Source organism: Mycobacterium gordonae, from assembly GCF_002101675.1.
Classification (GTDB): domain Bacteria; phylum Actinomycetota; class Actinomycetes; order Mycobacteriales; family Mycobacteriaceae; genus Mycobacterium; species Mycobacterium gordonae.
In genome coordinates this window covers 35,285-51,166 of record NZ_LQOY01000082.1, presented here as the reverse complement: position 1 = coordinate 51,166, position 15,882 = coordinate 35,285, and the positions used below count along the sequence as shown (strand labels likewise).

Below are 15,882 nucleotides of genomic sequence, written 5' to 3'. Positions count from 1 at the left end.
GCGGCCGAGCCGCCCGCGCCGCCCGCCTTGCCCGCCGCTCCCGACCCTCCCCGCCCACCGTTACCGACCAACAGACCCCCGGCGCCACCGGCCTGACCGGTACCAGCCGCCCCATCGGCGCCATCACCAATCAGCGGCCGACCCAGCAGCGCATTCGTGGGCGCGTTGATGAGATCCAACAGACCTTGCAGCGGCCCGACACTCGCCGCTTCTGTGGCTGCATACGCCGCCCCGCCGCGACCTAACGCCTGCACGAAGTCATCGTGAAACCGTGCCACCTGCGCACTCAGACCCTGATACTCCCGGGCGTAGGACCCGAACAAGGCCGCAATCGCCGCCGACACCTCATCCTCAGCCGCCGGCAGAATCTGCGCTGTTGACCCTGCCGCGCTTGAGCCGGCCTCCCTGATCGCTGATCCGATACCAGACAAGTGGACGGCTGTCGCATTCAACTCGGCTGGAACGGCGATGAGAAACGACATCTGCGGAGCCTCCTAGACCGGTAGATCGCCAGATGAAAACAGGCGACATATTAGAACGACATTCAGTCGGATTAATAGGGTTTTCCGTACCTTTTGTCGGGCAAAATCGGGACGCTCGGCTGGCGACGTCCGCCTTGCCTCGCCGGAGAGAGCGAAATCGCATGCGCCGGCGCATCTGATCACCGCGCGGTGCCTATCACCGGCCCCTGCAGGAGTGCGGCCACGGCGGCTTTCGCACCGGGTTGTGACTGTTGCCGAAGCGGTGTGCGTGCGACCCCGGTGGAGTCGGTGTGGGCGGCCTTCACCGCGGCCGTCACCGCCGGGCGATCTTGACCTAGGCGGTGATGTGCAGGTTGCGCGTTAGTCCAGGCATGGCTTCATCGGCCTGTGACAGCGAAAAGCTCTGTAAAATAGGGTGATACGAGTATTGATCTTGTAATGCTGCTAGCGCAAAGGCATTCCGTTTCGCTACCTGATGCGCTCGACGCGTAGCCTGCGGTGATCGGGCAGTCAAACCTGTACCGCCCGGGTCGATTCTTATGCTGAAAACACTGAGCGGGAAGGGTTTTCAGACTTTGACGGCCACCGGCCGCTCGTTGCTCGGACTAGCGCGGCAAGCCCAGCAACCGCTCGGCCGCCACCGTGAGAAGGATCTGCTCGGTCCCCCCGGCAATCGTCAGACACCGCGTGTTCAGGAAGTCGAACACGGCGCGGTTGCGCACCAGCCCACCGCCGTCCGACACATCCATAGCGAACTCGGCCAACTCCTGCCGGTAGCGCACGCCAATGAGTTTCCGCACGCTGGACTGCGCGCCGGGGTCCTTGCCACCGACCGCCAACTGAGCGATACGCTGGTCCAGCAACGCGCCGGCCTGCGCCAGCAGGATCAGCCTGGCAAGCCGATCCTGTTGCGCCGCATCGATTTCCATCTCGGCCAGCACCCGCAGCAGCTCTTCCATCGGGTTGCCCAGCGCGGTTCCGGTGGCCATCGCGATCCGCTCATTGGCCAGAGTGGTGCGGGCCAGCCGCCAACCGTCGTTGACCCCACCGACCACCATTTCGTCGGGAACGAAGACGTTGTCCAAGAAGACCTCGTTGAACAGCGAGTCGCCGGTGATCTCCCGCAGCGGCCGGATCTCAATGCCCGGCGACTTCATATCGACCAGGAAGTACGTGATGCCTTTATGTTTCGGTACATCCGGATCAGTCCTGGCCAGGCACACACCCCACGCGGCCTTCTGCGCGGCCGACGTCCACACCTTCTGACCGGTCAGCAGCCAACCACCGTCTCCGCGTACCGCCTTGGTCCGCAGGGACGCCAGGTCCGAGCCGGCGCCCGGCTCGGAAAACAGCTGACACCACAGGAAGTCGCCACGCAGTGTGGCCGGCACGAATCGCTCGATCTGCTCGGGCGTGCCGTGCTCGAGGATCGTCGGCGCCGCCCACCATCCGATGACCAAGTCCGGCCGCTCGACGCCCGCCGCGGCCATCTCCTCATCGATCAACAACTGCTCGGCCGGACCGGCTCCGCGCCCGTAGGGCGCCGGCCAGTGCGGCGCCTGCAACCCGGCCTCCGCCAACGCCACCTGCCGCTTTTCGGCCGGCAATGAAGCCACTTCGGCAACGGCGGCGGCAATCTCGGCGCGCTGCCCTTCGACCTCGGTCAGGTCGATCGACAGTTTGCGCCGCACCCCATCCTGGGTCAGCGCGGCGACCCGGCGCAGCCAGTGCTCGAGTCCACCTAGGAAGCGGCCGATGCTGTGGGCGCGGCGCAGATAGAGATGCGCGTCGTGTTCCCAGGTGCAGCCGATTCCGCCGAGCACCTGGATGCAGTCCTTGACGTTGGCCTTCGCCGAAGCGATGCCGATGCTCGCCGCCGCCGCGGCGGCGATGGCGAACTGCTGGGAATCCGATTCGGACGCCGCCCTGGCCGCATCGCTGGCGGCCACCTCAGCCTGCTCGGCGCGGCACAGCATCTCCGCGCAGATGTGCTTGATCGCCTGGAAGCTGCCGATCGGCTTGCCGAACTGCTCTCGCACCTTGGCATAGGCGACGGCGGTTTCCAGCGCATAGCGGGCGATGCCGGCGGTCTCGGCGGCCAGCAGGGTCGCTGCCAGATCCGAGACCGCGACCGACTCGGTCACCGTGGCCGGCACGCCGGTCAACTCGACCCGGGCCAGCGGGCGGGAGAAGTCGGCGGCCTCCAGCGGCTCCAGCGTGACCCCGTCGACGTCCAGGTCGACGAGCAGCCACTTCCCGTCGGCGGGCAGCAACAGGACACCACCGGCCAGAGCACCCAGTGCCCACGGCAGCGTGCCCGACGCCGTCTGTCCGTCGAAGGACACGTCACCCTCAAGAGCCAAGCCGGCAACGCGTTCACCGGTCATCAGCGCGCTCAGCACCCCGGGATCGGTGACGACCAACGTCGCCAGCGCGGTCGTGGCAACCGGCCCCGGAACCAGAGCCTTGGCCGCCTCCTCGACCATGGCGCACAGGTCGCCGATGCTGGCCCCGGCGCCGCCGTTGTCCTCCGACACGGCGACGCCGAACAGACCCAGCTCGGCCAGTCCGGCGTAGACCGGCCGCCACGCGTCCGGGTCCCCCTGCTCCACGGCCCGAACCGCTACGCTCGCGGTCTCCCCCGACGCCGCGGTGCGGGCCCAGTCGCGCACCAGCTCACGGGCCGCGAACTGTTCATCGGTGACGGTCGCTACCACCAGCAGTCCTCCGCGTCATCAAATTCACATACCAAGATATCTTTCCTCCACACTAGAACGTGTTCTAATAGTGGAACCGATCAACCGTCAAGTTGGTCGTCATCGAGCCAGTACAACGAGGTGGCCCGGCGTTAGGGAGGTGGGAGATTACCGCGAAGAATGCGTATCGTTTGCGATTGAATCGCCCGCACGAGGAGCTGCCTGCCACATGTCGCCCGACGGCCAACCGCGCGAGGTTGTGAACATGGCCGTATTGGCTGAATCCGAACTCGGCTCGGAAGCACAACGCGAACGTCGTAAGCGGATCCTGGACGCCACCATGGCCATCGCGTCGAAGGGTGGCTACGAGGCGGTGCAGATGCGCGCGGTGGCGGACCGCGCCGATGTGGCCGTCGGAACGCTGTACCGGTATTTCCCGTCGAAGGTGCACCTGCTGGTGTCGGCTTTGGGCCGGGAGTTCAGCCGCATCGATGCCAAGACGGACCGTTCCTCGATGGCCGGTGGCACGCCGTTCCAGCGCCTGAACTTCATGGTGGGCAAGCTCAATCGCGCGATGCAGCGCAATCCGCTGCTGACCGAAGCGATGACGCGCGCATACGTGTTCGCCGACGCATCGGCGGCCAGCGAAGTCGACCAGGTGGAAAAGCTGATTGACAGCATGTTCGCCCGCGCCATGAGCGACGGCGAGCCGACCGAGGACCAGTACCACATCGCCCGGGTGATCTCGGACGTGTGGCTGTCCAACCTGCTGGCCTGGCTCACCCGTCGCGCCTCGGCCACCGACGTAAGCAAGCGCCTGGATCTGGCCGTGCGCCTGCTGATCGGCGACCACGAGAACTGCTAGTCGGCGACCATCTGGCTACGCGGGCGGTCCCGAGGTACGCCCCCGGATCAGCTCGGTGGCCAACAACTCCACCGCGGGCAATCCGGACCGCGGCGGCTTGAGCACCAATTCACCCGCCCGGCGGCCCTTCTGCAGACTGGGCTGCGCCACCGTGGTCAGCCCGCGGCTCAGCGCGTCCTCGACACCGTCGAAGCCGGTGACCGTCAGCTGGCCGGGCACGTAAATGCCATGTGCACGAAGGTAATCCATCGCTGACAGAGCAAGGATGTCGGCCGTGCACATCAGCGCAGTGATCCGCGGATTAGCTTCCAGGGCAACCTTCGCGGCGTCTCCGCCGGAGGTGGGCAGGTGCTCGTAGCTTTCCACCACCGTGAGCGAGTCGGGATCCACGCCGGCGGCTGTCATCGCCTCCCAGACACCGATGATGCGTTCGCGCTGCACGTCGAAGGTCGGCGACTTCAACCGCTCGGCATCGACCAAGCCTTGGCGCCGATCCCGGCCCAGCCGCATGGTGAGCAGCCCGATCTCCCGATGACCCAGACCGAGCACGTACTCGGCGAGCTCGCGCATCGCCGCCCGGTCGTCGATGCCCACCCGGGACACTCCGGGCAGGTCCACCGGCTGGTCGACCACCACCACCGGTAGCCGCCGCTGCAGGACGACCTGCAGATAGGGATCGTCGTCGCGCACCGAATACACCACGAAGCCGTCCACCCCGGCCCCCAGCACGGCCGACGTGCCGTCCTCGATGCTGCGGTTGGGACCCACCGCCACCAGCAGCAGGCCCTGCCCGAGTTCCTCGCACGACTGCGCCACTCCGGCAACGAAATCGCGTGCCGCCGGGTCGCTGAACGAGTAAGTCAGCGGCTCGGTCATCACCAGTCCGACCGCGCCGGCCTTGCGGGTGCGCAGCGAGCGCGCCACCGGGTCGGGCCCCGCATAGCCCAGCCGCTTGGCTGTGGCGAACACCCGGTCGCGAAGTTCTGGCGAGAGCTGATCCGGCCGGTTGAAGGCGTTCGAGATCGTGGTGCGCGACACTTTGAGCTCGGCTGCCAACGACGCCAGAGTCGCCCGCCTACGCGGTGTGGGACTCACGTTCCGTGAGGCTACCGGGCTACCACCTCGACTTTCTAATGGAAACGATTTTCATTAGTATTGTGGGTCGGCCACCCGGCCGGGTGAGAGGATGCGACGTGCGGATGTGGCTTGCGGCGTGCCTGGTCTGCACGGCGACTCTGACCGCCTGCGCGACCGGCGGTGCGGAGCACCCGGGCGCGGTCGCCGTCGTGGCATCCACCGAGGTATGGGGCAGTGTGGCGCGTGCTGTCGCCGGCGGTCACGTCCCCGTCAAGTCCATCCTGACCGGCGCGGACACCGATCCTCACTCGTATCAGGCGACACCCGCCGACGCGGCAGCGCTGGCCGACGCCGACCTGGTGGTCTACAACGGCGGCGGATACGACCCATGGGTCGACCGGGTGCTGGCGGGCCACCCGGGTATCCATGCCGTCGACGCGTACTCGTTCCTGCGGCCGGTGGGCGAGGCGCCCGACGAGCACGTGTTCTACAACCTCGCCGTCGCCAAGGCCGTGGCCATCTCCATCGCCGAGCGACTGGCGATCATCGACCCGCCCAACTCGGCGGATTACCAGGCCAATGCTGCCCAGTTCGGCCGCGGCGCCGACGCGATCGCCAACTCCGAGCGCGCGATCGCCACCACATACCCGGCCACCGGTGTCATCGCCACCGAGCCGGTCGTGCACTACCTGCTGACCGCCGCGGGCCTGATCAACCGCACTCCCGTCGGGTTCGCGGTGGCCAACGAGAACGACGCCGATCCCGCGCCTGCGGACATGGCATCCGCCCTGGACTTGATCAACCGCCGGCAGGTGGCGGCGCTGTTGATCAATCCGCAGACCGCAACCGCCGCCACCGCCGACCTGCAGGACGCCGCCCGGCACGCCGGGGTGCCGGTGACCGAGGTCTCCGAAACCCTGCCCAGCGGCTCGGACTACCTGAGCTGGCAGCGCGCTACCGTCACCCAGCTCACGGCCGCCCTGCAGTCAGGCCACTGACCTCCCGTGAGCCATGTCGTTGCGCTGACCGGTGCCCGGCTTGCCTTCGGCGACCGCGTGCTCTGGGACCACCTCGACCTGTCGGTGGCGGCCGGCGAGTTCATTGCGGTGCTCGGACCCAACGGCACCGGCAAGACGTCACTGCTCAAGGTGCTTCTTGCACAACAGCCGCTCAGTGCCGGGTCGGCGCGGGTGAACGGCCCGACCGGGTATGTGCCGCAACATCATCCGATCGACCGGGAGGTGATGCTGCGCGGACGCGACCTGGTGGCCCTGGGTGTCGACGGGCACCGGTGGGGTGCGTGGCCGCTGCGCCGAGTCGATCGGGAACGCCGCCACGAGACCGTGCGCGCGGCCCTTGAGCAAGTCAACGGTGCACGCCTGGCCGACGTCCGGGTGGGGCTGATGTCCGGCGGCGAGCTGCAGCGAATAAGGATCGCGCAGGCGCTCGTCAGCGACCCCGCGCTGATGCTGTGTGACGAACCGCTGCTGACCCTGGACCCTGCCAACGCGCAACTGGTCGCGGAGCTGATCAACCGGCGCCGGCACGATGCCGGGACAGCCGTCCTCATGGTCACCCACGAGCTCAACCCGATCCTGCCGTACGTGGACCGGGTGCTGTACCTGGTCGACGGGAGATTCCGCATCGGCGGCGTCGAGCAGGTGATGACGGCGCAGACGCTGTCCGAGCTGTACCGGGCCGACGTTGAGGTGGTCAAGGCGAAGGACCGCTACTTCGTGGTCGGAGCTCCGGACGGGCAGGTGCGATGAACGAGCGCCTCACCGAGATGCTGGAGCACCTGTTCGCCTTCGACCTGACGGCCCATCTGCTCCGGCATGACTTCGTGCAGCAGGCCCTGATCGCCGCGGCTCTGCTGGGCTTGGTGGCCGGGCTTATCGGACCGTTCATCGTGATGCGGCAGATGTCCTTCGCGGTGCACGGCTCGGCCGAATTGTCCTTGACCGGAGCGGCTTTCGCGCTGCTCACGGGGTTCGAGGTGGGGATCGGCGCGCTGGTCGGCAGTGCGCTGGCGGCGGCCCTGTTCGGGATCCTGGGCCAGCGCGCCCGGGAGCGGGATTCGGTGATCGGGGTGGTGCTGGCGTTCGGAATGGGCCTGGCGGTGTTGTTCATCCACCTCTACCCGGGGCGGACCGGGACCAGCTTCGCGTTGCTCACCGGCCAGATCGTCGGGGTTGGCTACTCCGGGCTGGTCATGCTGGCGGTGGTCTGCGCGCTGGTCATCGTCGTTCTGGCCGTCTGCTACCGCCCACTTCTTTTTGCCACGGTCGACCCGGACGTCGCCGCCGCCCGCGGCGTGCCGGTGCGCGTATTGGGCATCGTGTTCGCCGCGCTGGTAGGGGTGGTGGCCGCGCAGGCCGTCCAGATCGTCGGGGCGCTATTGGTGATGTCGTTGCTGATCACTCCCGCGGCGGCGGCCGCCCGGGTGGTCACCGCGCCGGCGGCGGCCATCGTCACCTCGGTTCTGTTCGCCGAGTTCGCCGCGGTCGGGGGAATCGTGTTGTCTTTGGCTCCCGGCGTCCCCGTCTCGGTGTTCGTGGCCACCATCTCGTTCCTGATCTACCTGATTTGCTGGTTACTCGGGCGACGGCGCTGAACAGCATTTAAGCTGGCAGAACGCCGCGTCAGGGGGCCGCGGGGAGGGGGAATCGAGTGCGCCTGCAGAGTGCCGTCCTGGCCGCCGCGTGCCTGCTGGTGGCCGGTTGCACCAACGTCGTCGACGGGAACGCTGTCGCCGGCGAGAAGGCCGGCCTGGCGAACCAGACACCGATACCCGTGAGTGCGCTGGACGACCTGATGCTGGACGCCGGCCAGATCAACGACGCACTGGGCGCCACCTCGATGAAGGTCTGGTTCAAGGCCAAGGGGATGTGGGACTGGAGCAAGAACATCGACGACAAGAACTGCCTGGCCGTGGACGGCGCCGCGCAAGACAAGGTCTACGCGGGCACCGGGTGGACGTCGATGCGCGGCCAGCGCCTCGATGACAGCATCGACGACTCCAAGAAGCGCAAGCACTACGCCATCCAGGCGGTGGTCGCCTTCCCGAACGCCCAGGACGCCAGCAACTTCTACAACTCCTCGGTCCAGAGCTGGAAGGCCTGCTCCAACCGCCGGTTCAACGACGTCAGCCCCAATCAGCCCGCCACCATCTGGTCGGTGGGCGAGGTGACCAACGACAACGGCATGCTGACCAGCTCGCAGGTCCAGGAGGGCGGGGACGGCTGGTCGTGCCAGCGTGCGCTGACCGTTCGCAACAACCTGGCCATCGACATCGTCACGTGCGCTTACGACGAAAGCGGTCCGTCCGCGACCCACATCGCCAGCCAGATCGCCACCAAGGTCGCCAAGCTGTAGGTCGCGGGGCCTTCTAAGCTGGCTAGGTGGCCCGCATCGACCTCAACGCCGACCTGGGCGAAGGATTCGGGGTCTGGCAACTCGGCGACGACGACGCCATGCTCGGAATCGTCAGCAGTGCCAACGTCGCGTGCGGCTTTCACGCCGGCGACCCGGCGGGGCTACTGCGCGTCTGTAGATCGGCGGCGCAGCGCGGCGTACGGATCGGCGCACAGGTCAGCTACCAGGATCTGGCCGGCTTCGGCCGACGCTTCATCGATGTCGCCCCCGAGGATCTGCTGGCCGACGTGGTCTTCCAGATCGGCGCCCTGCAGGCCATCGCACAGGCCGCCGGCTCTGCGGTGGGATACGTCAAACCCCACGGGGCACTTTACAACTCGATTGTCTCCCATCGTGATCAGGCGGCGGCCGTCGCCGAGGCGGTGGCCACGGTGGACGCTTCACTGCCCGTGCTGGGCATGGCGGGTTCGGCCTTCTTCGAAGAAGCCGATCGACGTGGCCTGCGCACGGTCACCGAGGCGTTCGCCGACCGCGCCTACCAGCCCGACGGCCGCCTGGTCCCCCGCCGGGAACCCGGTGCGGTGCTTGATGACCCGGTGCTGATAGCGCGCCGGGTGGTGAACATGGTGACTACCGGGCAGGTGACCGCGACCGACGGAACGGTGCTGCCGGTCGCCGCGGAATCCATTTGCGTACATGGCGATTCCCCCGGCGCCGTACAGATCGCGGCGGCCGTGCACGAACAGCTCCGCACCGCCGGCGTCGAGATCGGGGCGTTCTGCTGATGCGACTCAAACTCGGGCGCCCCGACCTCGCCCAGTATGCCGATCGCTTCAATGTGCCGGTGGCAGAACAGGATTCGCCGCTAGCGGTGACCTGGATGGGAGTGGCCACACTACTCGTGGACGACGGCACCTCGGCGTTGATGACCGACGGCTACTTCTCAAGACCAGGACTGGCCGCGGTGGCCGCCGGGAAGGTGGCTCCGTCGGCGGCGCGCGTGGACGGGTGTCTGGCCCGCGCCAAGGTATCTCGGCTCGAAGCGGTCATCCCCGTGCACACTCACATCGACCACGCGCTGGATTCCGCCCTGGTGGCCGATCGCACCGGCGCCCAACTGGTCGGCGGCGAATCCGCCGCCAACGTCGGCCGCGGCCACGGACTGCCCGCGGAGCGGATCGTCGTGGCGGCGTCCGGTGTACCAATGACGTTGGGTGCCTACGACGTAACGCTGATCGAGTCACACCACTGTCCCCCAGACCGGTTTCCTGGTGCGATCACCGCCCCGGTGCGACCACCGGTGAGGGCATCCGTCTACCGCTGCGGTGAATCATGGTCGGCACTGATTCACCACCGTCCGTCCGGCCGGCGTCTGCTCATTCAGGGCAGCGCCGGCTACGTCACCGGCGCGTTGGACGGCCAGCGCGCCGACGCGGTCTATCTCAGCGTCGGGCAGCTCGGCCTGCAGCCGAAGTCCTACATCGCCGAATACTGGGATGAGACGGTGCGCGCGGTGGGCGCCCGCCGGGTCATCCCGATCCACTGGGACGACTTTTTCCGCCCGCTGACAAAGCCGTTGCGGGCGTTGCCTTTCGCCGGTGACAACTTGAACGTGTCGATGAGCGCGCTGGACGAACTGGCCGCGTGGGACGGAGTTGCCCTGCAAATGCCCACGGTCTTTCGGCGCGAAGACCCCTGGGCTTAGACGTTGCTCCTGGTCCTCTCGCTGGCATCGCTGGCGGTCGTGCTCGGATTCGCGGTGGCGCGTCCCCGGGGCTGGCCGGAGGCGGCTGCGGCCGTGCCGGCGGCGGCCCTGCTGATCGCGCTCGGCGCGATCTCGCCACACCAGGCCGGCGCCCAGGTGTCCGGACTCGCCCGGGTGGTCGCGTTCTTGGGCGCCGTGCTGGTGCTGGCCAAACTCTGTGACGACGAAGGCCTCTTCGAGGCCGCCGGGGCGGCGATGGCGCGCACCAGCTCCGGGTCTCACGGGCTGCTGCGCCAGGTGTTCGTCATCTCCGCCACCATCACCGCGGTGCTCAGCCTGGACGCCACCGTGGTGCTGTTGACCCCGGTGGTGCTGGCCACCGTGCGCCAGTTGCGAACCCCGGTGCCGCCGTACGCCTATGCCACCGCCCACCTGGCCAACACGGCGTCGCTGTTGCTCCCGGTGTCGAATCTGACCAACCTACTCGTCTACCGCGGCGCCAATATTTCTTTCACGAAGTTCACCCTGCTCATGGCGCTGCCCTGGCTGTGCTCAATAGCCACCGTCTACCTTGTCTTTCGCCTGTTCTTCGCCCGCGACCTGCGAACCCAGCCCGATCCCCAGCACGCCGCCCAGCCGCCGCGACCGCCGGTTTTCGTCCTTACCGTGGTCGGGCTGACGCTCGTGGGATTCGCCGTGGCCGAGTGGTTGGGCATCGCTCCCGCCTGGGCGGCGCTGACTGGTGCTTCGGTGCTGGCGGTGCGCAGCTTGCGGCACCGGCGCACCACGCTGGGCGAGATCGTGGCATCGGTGAACATCCCGTTTCTGGTGTTCGTGCTCGCGCTGGGCATCGTCGTGCAGGCCGTCATGCTCAACGGGATGACCGCCAGGATGTCGGCGTTGGTGCCGCGTGGGTCCGGCTTGGCCGCGCTGCTGGGCATCGCGGTGCTGGCCGCGGCGCTAGCCAACCTCGTCAACAACCTGCCCGCGACACTGGTGCTGGTGCCCCTGGTGGCGGCCAGCGGACCCGCGGCCGTGCTGGCGGTGCTGATCGGGGTCAACATCGGCCCCAACCTGACCTATGTCGGTTCCCTGTCCAACCTGCTGTGGCGACGGGTGCTACACCAGTACCAAGTGCAGGCCGGAGCCGCCGAATACACCCGGCTCGGCCTGTGCACCGTGCCCGCCGCGCTGCTGGTGGCGGTGCTCGCCCTGTGGGCGAGCGTGCGGGTCTTCGGGGTCTAACCCGCCGCCGGCGGCCTCGTCACGAACGTCAGCCGGTGCCCGTATGCGGCGCCACCGGCATGTTGCCGCCGACGGCCCCTTCCGCGGCTGCCGAAATCGAGGTGGCGTTGCTGACCGCCGTCACCCCGGATCCGGCCTCCTCGGCCGCCGCCGCAGCGGTGCCTAGATCGTTGGCAAGGCTGCCCAGGAGTTCACTATGTCGACACGATTCCTATGAGCACTCATAGAAATGCCGCCGCGGTGTACGGCCGCGCAGCCCCCGGCGGAGGCGGCTCAGCTTCGGCGTTGCCGCGCGATTTCGGCCAGCACGACTCCGGCGGCCACCGCGGCGTTCAGCGATTCGGCCTGACCAGCCATCGGGATGGAGACCACCTGATCGCAGTTCTGCCGGACCAGCCGGGACAACCCTTTGCCTTCGGAACCCACGACGACCACCATCGGGTCGTTGCCGTCCAGATCGTCCAATACCGTGTCGCCACCGGCATCAAGTCCGACCACCCGCAACCCGCGGTCGGCCCAATCCTTGAGGGTCCTGGTGAGATTCGTGGCCCGCGCCACCGGGATCCGAGCTGCGGCCCCGGCGCTGGTGCGCCACGCGACGGCGGTGACCGGGGCGGATCGGCGTTGCGGTATCACCACCCCGTGCCCGCCCAGCGCCGCCACTGATCGCACGATCGCGCCGAGATTGCGGGGGTCTGAGATGTTGTCGAGTGCGACCAACAGCGCCGGCGGCGCTTCCAGGGCGCTTGCCACCAGGTCGTCTGGGTGGGCGTAGTCGTAGGGCGGAACCTGCAGGGCGATGCCCTGATGCAAGTGGTTGGCCGTCATCCGGTCCAGATCACTGCGCGGCACCTCCAGGATGGCGATCCCCCTGTCGGCGGCACGCGCGACGGATTCGGTCACCCGTTCGTCGGCCTCGACGCCCAGCGCGACGTAGAGCGCGGTCGCCGGAACACCGGCCCGCAGGCATTCCACCACCGGATTGCGGCCGAGCACCGTCTCGGCCTCATCCACCGGCTTACTCGGGCGCTGCTGCTGGGGCTTGCCGCGCTTGGCGGCGGGATGGTTGGGACGCATGTGCGCCGGCGGCGTCGGACCACGACCTTCCAGGCCCCGACGGCGCTGGCCACCCGAGCCGACGGTGGGCCCCTTCTTGGAGCCGGCCTTCCGGATCGCACCCCGGCGCTGCGAGTTACCGGCCATCTATTTGCCGTCACCGCCCAACGTCCACTGCGGGCCGTCGGCGGTGTCGGTAACCTCGATGCCGGCCTGCTTGAGCCGGTCGCGGATCTCGTCAGCTAACGCCCAATTGCGTTGTTCCCGGGCCTTTTTCCGGTTTTCGAGTTCGGCTTGGACCAGCACGTCGACCGCCGCCAGTGCGGCTGAGGTCTCGTCGCGGGTCTCCCAGCGCTCGTCGAGCGGGTCGCAACCGAGAATGCCCATCATCGCCCGGATTGCAGATGCGCTCTTCAAAGCGCCCTCGTGATCACCGGCATCAAGGGCACGGTTGCCGTCGGCGCGTGTCTGGTGAATCTCGGCCAGTGCCGTCGGAACCGCCAGGTCGTCGTCGAGCGCCGCGGCGAACCGCGGGGTCCACTCACCGAGGCAGACCGTGCCCACCCGGCTGCGCACGCGATGCAGGAAGTCCTCCACTCCCACATACGCCTTCACCGCGTCCTGCAGCGCAACCTCGGTGTACTCGAGCATCGACCGGTAATGGGCGCTGCCAAGGTAGTAACGAAGCTCGGCCGGCCGGACGCGCTGCAGCATCGCCGGGATGGCGACTACGTTGCCCAGCGACTTGCTCATCTTCTCGCCGCCCATGGTCACCCAGCCGTTGTGCAGCCAGAAGCGAGCGAACCCGTCCCCGGCCGCGCGGCTCTGGGCGATCTCGTTCTCGTGGTGCGGGAAGATCAGATCCATGCCGCCGCAATGGATATCGAATTCGGGCCCTAGATAGGTGCGGGCCATCGCCGAGCACTCAATGTGCCAGCCCGGACGTCCCCGTCCCCAGGGCGACGGCCAGGACGGTTCCCCGGGTTTCTCACCCTTCCACAGGGTGAAGTCACGCTGGTCGCGCTTGCCGGTGGCCACTCCCTCGCCCTGATGGACATCGTCGATCCGGTGCCCGGACAGCTGGCCGTAGTCCGGGTAGCTGAGCACGTTGAAGTAGACGTCACCGGCCGCGGGGTAGGCGTGGCCGGTTTCGATCAGCCGTTCCATTAATTCGACCATCTGGGTGATGTGCCCGGTCGCACGCGGCTCCGCCGACGGCGGCAGGACGTCGAGTGCGTCATAAGCCGCAGTGAATGCCCGCTCGTGGGTGGCGGCCCATTCCCACCAGGGGCGTCCGGCCGCGGCGGCCTTGTTCAGGATTTTGTCGTCGATGTCGGTGACGTTGCGAATGAACGCCACGTCGTACCCGCGGGCCGTCAGCCAGCGGCGCAGGATGTCGAAGGCAACGCCGCTGCGGACATGCCCGATGTGTGGGAGGCCCTGCGGGGTGGCACCGCACTGGTAGATGGAGACGTGCCCGGAGCGCAGCGGCACGAAATCACGCACGGCCCCCGTCGCCGTGTCATGAAGCCGCAATTGGGCACGATCGGTCACGACGTGCCAGCTTACTGCCTGCACCCGCAGCCCCCCGGTGGCCGGTGTTCATCGGAGCGGAATGACCAGCGCCGTCGCAATCGCTGCCAGGCCTTCTCCGCGCCCGGTGAGGCCGAGCCCGTCGGTGGTGGTGGCGGCCACCGACACCGGCGCATTGAGCAGGCGGGAGAGCACCGCTTGGGCCTCGTATCGGCGCCAGCCGATCTTCGGCCGGTTACCGATCACCTGCACGGCCGCGTTGCCGACCATGAAGCCGTTTTCGGTGAGCAGCTCGAGGGTGTGGCGCAGCATGTCGGCACCGGTGACGCCTTTCCAGCGGGGGTCATCGACGCCGAACACTCCGCCGATGTCGCCTAGACCTGCGGCGGACAGCACGGCGTCGCACAGCGCATGAATGGCGACGTCACCGTCGGAGTGCCCCGAGCAGCCGTCCGCGCTGGGAAACAGCAGACCCACCAGCCAGCACGGTCGCCCGGGTTCGATCGGGTGCACGTCGACGCCCATACCGACGCGCGGCGTCTGCATCACTGGCGCACTATAGCTTTGGCCAGCATCAGGTCGAGCTGCGTGGTGATCTTGAAGGCGAGTGGATCGCCGTCGACCACCTGCACCTGGCCGCCGATGTGTTCGACGAGGGATGCATCGTCGGTGAAATCGCCGTCGGCGGCCTGGTCGAATGCACGCAACAGGACATTGGTGGCAAAACCCTGCGGCGTTTGCACGGCACGCAGGCCCCCACGCTCCGGTGTGCCGAGGACCAGCCCGTTGGCGTCGACGGCCTTGACGGTGTCGGAGAGCGGCAAGCCCGGAACCACCGCGCCGTGGCCGTCCCGCAGCGCCTCCACCACGCGCACGATCAGCGCGGGCGGCGTCAGTGCCCGGGCGGCGTCGTGCACCAATACGAACTCGGGTAAGGAGTCGTCCATCGCCGACAAAGCCAGCCGCACGGACTCCGTGCGACTGGCTCCGCCGGCCACGATGGTGGCGAGGTGTCCCAGGATCAGTTTGGCCTCGTCGGTTCGGTCCGGGGGGACCGCGACGTAAACGGTGTCGACGACGCCGGACGCCCGTAGACCCGCTACGGCACGCTCAACAAGGGACTGCCCTTCGAGCTGATAAAAAGCCTTGGGCACCCCGGCGGCCAATCGCCGCCCGGACCCCGCGGCCGGTACGACCGCTACTACGTTGCCGTTCAGGACGCGGCGGCCAGGACCTCGTCCAGGATGGTGTCGGCCTTGGCTTCGTCGGTGCTCTCCGCCAACGCCAGCTCGCCGACCAGAATCTGCCGGGCCTTGGCCAGCATCCGCTTTTCGCCCGCCGACAGGCCGCGCTCCTGGTCACGACGCCACAGGTCGCGGACGACCTCGGCCACCTTGTTCACATCGCCGGAAGCGAGCTTCTCCAGGTTGGCCTTGTAACGACGCGACCAGTTGGTGGGTTCTTCGGTGTGCGGAGCGCGCAGCACCTGGAAAACTTTGTCGAGGCCTTCCTGGCCGACGACGTCACGAACACCGACGTATTCGGCGTTATCGGCGGGCACTCGAACAGTCAGGTCACCCTGCGCAACTTTCAAGACGAGATACTCTTTTTGCTCCCCTTTGATGGTCCGAGTTTCGATCGCCTCTACTAACGCAGCACCGTGGTGTGGGTAGACAACGGTGTCACCGACCTTGAAGATCATATGATTCGAGCCCCTTTCGTTAGTTCATTCTAACACGCCGGCTCACCGCGTGTAGATCAACGGTGCAGGTCAGGGGCACTGCACGCACAATTTAGGGGTTGACAGGCGAGCTCAGACGTGCAGTGGGGCGGCGCCGGGACCAGCCG

The 15,882-nt window shown here is 67.6% G+C and carries 16 protein-coding genes; 8 read left to right on the top strand and 8 right to left on the bottom strand.

Annotated features, from left to right (window positions below):
• Together AWC08_RS14235 and AWC08_RS14230 are read right to left on the bottom strand one after the other, a co-directional pair.
• A partial coding sequence (locus tag AWC08_RS14235; RefSeq protein WP_142283574.1) for a PE family protein occupies positions 1–482 on the bottom strand: 482 nt, incomplete at its 3' end.
• Between the two features lie 605 nt (positions 483–1,087).
• The gene (locus AWC08_RS14230; RefSeq protein ID WP_085087897.1) at positions 1,088–3,199 is read right to left on the bottom strand and encodes an acyl-CoA dehydrogenase family protein; all 2,112 of its coding nucleotides are present in this window, start codon (positions 3,197–3,199) and stop codon (positions 1,088–1,090) included.
• A 244-nt stretch (positions 3,200–3,443) separates the two neighbouring features.
• Here AWC08_RS14230 and kstR point away from each other — a divergent pair, with 244 nt between their 5' ends.
• Positions 3,444–4,043, top strand: coding sequence for a cholesterol catabolism transcriptional regulator KstR (gene kstR / locus AWC08_RS14225; protein WP_065132133.1), 600 nt, complete (start codon positions 3,444–3,446; stop codon positions 4,041–4,043).
• Between the two features lie 15 nt (positions 4,044–4,058).
• Here the strand turns inward: kstR and AWC08_RS14220 are convergent, their stop codons facing one another.
• Entirely contained in the window at positions 4,059–5,138 is a 1,080-nt protein-coding gene (locus AWC08_RS14220; RefSeq protein ID WP_065132080.1) for an Rv3575c family transcriptional regulator, read from the bottom strand.
• Between the two features lie 104 nt (positions 5,139–5,242).
• Here AWC08_RS14220 and AWC08_RS14215 point away from each other — a divergent pair, with 104 nt between their 5' ends.
• From AWC08_RS14215 to AWC08_RS14185, 7 genes are read left to right on the top strand one after another with little or no spacing between them, the layout of a single operon-like run.
• A complete protein-coding gene (locus AWC08_RS14215; RefSeq protein ID WP_085087894.1) occupies positions 5,243–6,118 on the top strand; it encodes a metal ABC transporter solute-binding protein, Zn/Mn family in 876 nt (291 codons plus the stop codon).
• A gap of 6 nt (positions 6,119–6,124) precedes the next feature.
• Positions 6,125–6,889 carry a metal ABC transporter ATP-binding protein gene (locus AWC08_RS14210; protein WP_069435368.1) on the top strand — a complete coding sequence of 255 codons (765 nt, stop codon included), beginning with the start codon at positions 6,125–6,127 and terminating at the stop codon, positions 6,887–6,889.
• Positions 6,886–7,734, top strand: coding sequence for a metal ABC transporter permease (locus AWC08_RS14205; RefSeq protein WP_065132077.1), 849 nt, complete (start codon positions 6,886–6,888; stop codon positions 7,732–7,734). Before AWC08_RS14210 ends, AWC08_RS14205 begins: the two co-directional genes overlap by 4 nt.
• 56 nt (positions 7,735–7,790) lie before the next feature.
• Positions 7,791–8,495, top strand: coding sequence for a sensor domain-containing protein (locus tag AWC08_RS14200; RefSeq protein ID WP_065132076.1), 705 nt, complete (start codon positions 7,791–7,793; stop codon positions 8,493–8,495).
• Between the two features lie 26 nt (positions 8,496–8,521).
• On the top strand, positions 8,522–9,280 hold the full coding sequence (locus AWC08_RS14195) for a LamB/YcsF family protein (protein ID WP_065132075.1): 759 nt from the start codon (positions 8,522–8,524) through the stop codon (positions 9,278–9,280).
• Complete coding sequence (locus AWC08_RS14190) at positions 9,280–10,200, top strand: MBL fold metallo-hydrolase (RefSeq protein WP_069435367.1); 921 nt, start codon at positions 9,280–9,282, stop codon at positions 10,198–10,200. The genes AWC08_RS14195 and AWC08_RS14190 overlap by 1 nt, the downstream gene beginning before the upstream one ends.
• 3 nt (positions 10,201–10,203) lie before the next feature.
• On the top strand, positions 10,204–11,445 hold the full coding sequence (locus tag AWC08_RS14185) for an SLC13 family permease (RefSeq protein WP_069435366.1): 1,242 nt from the start codon (positions 10,204–10,206) through the stop codon (positions 11,443–11,445).
• Between the two features lie 273 nt (positions 11,446–11,718).
• Here the strand turns inward: AWC08_RS14185 and rlmB are convergent, their stop codons facing one another.
• Genes rlmB through carD form a run of 5 tightly spaced genes read right to left on the bottom strand, consistent with a single transcriptional unit; the run spans position 11,719 to position 15,736 of the window.
• Positions 11,719–12,648, bottom strand: coding sequence for a 23S rRNA (guanosine(2251)-2'-O)-methyltransferase RlmB (gene rlmB / locus AWC08_RS14180; protein ID WP_085087891.1), 930 nt, complete (start codon positions 12,646–12,648; stop codon positions 11,719–11,721).
• Positions 12,649–14,055, bottom strand: coding sequence for a cysteine--tRNA ligase (cysS, locus tag AWC08_RS14175; protein WP_065132132.1), 1,407 nt, complete (start codon positions 14,053–14,055; stop codon positions 12,649–12,651). It lies immediately after the preceding gene.
• 48 nt (positions 14,056–14,103) lie between these two features.
• Complete coding sequence (ispF, locus tag AWC08_RS14170; protein ID WP_142283573.1) at positions 14,104–14,583, bottom strand: 2-C-methyl-D-erythritol 2,4-cyclodiphosphate synthase; 480 nt, start codon at positions 14,581–14,583, stop codon at positions 14,104–14,106.
• Positions 14,580–15,251 (bottom strand): 2-C-methyl-D-erythritol 4-phosphate cytidylyltransferase, encoded by a 672-nt coding sequence (ispD, locus tag AWC08_RS14165; RefSeq protein ID WP_065132070.1) that lies wholly within the window; start codon positions 15,249–15,251, stop codon positions 14,580–14,582. The genes ispF and ispD overlap by 4 nt, the downstream gene beginning before the upstream one ends.
• Positions 15,248–15,736, bottom strand: a complete 489-nt coding sequence (gene carD, locus AWC08_RS14160; RefSeq protein WP_065132069.1) for an RNA polymerase-binding transcription factor CarD — start codon at positions 15,734–15,736, stop codon at positions 15,248–15,250. The genes ispD and carD overlap by 4 nt, the downstream gene beginning before the upstream one ends.
• Between the last annotated feature and the right edge of the window lie 146 nt (positions 15,737–15,882).

Coding starts and splice junctions, on each gene's coding strand:
- AWC08_RS14190 (WP_069435367.1), top strand. CDS start 9,280: ATGCGACTCAAACTCGGGCGCCCCGACCTCGCCCAGTATGCCGATCGC.
- carD (WP_065132069.1), bottom strand. CDS start 15,736: ATGATCTTCAAGGTCGGTGACACCGTTGTCTACCCACACCACGGTGCT.
- AWC08_RS14215 (WP_085087894.1), top strand. CDS start 5,243: ATGTGGCTTGCGGCGTGCCTGGTCTGCACGGCGACTCTGACCGCCTGC.
- rlmB (WP_085087891.1), bottom strand. CDS start 12,648: ATGGCCGGTAACTCGCAGCGCCGGGGTGCGATCCGGAAGGCCGGCTCC.
- AWC08_RS14205 (WP_065132077.1), top strand. CDS start 6,886: ATGAACGAGCGCCTCACCGAGATGCTGGAGCACCTGTTCGCCTTCGAC.
- kstR (WP_065132133.1), top strand. CDS start 3,444: ATGGCCGTATTGGCTGAATCCGAACTCGGCTCGGAAGCACAACGCGAA.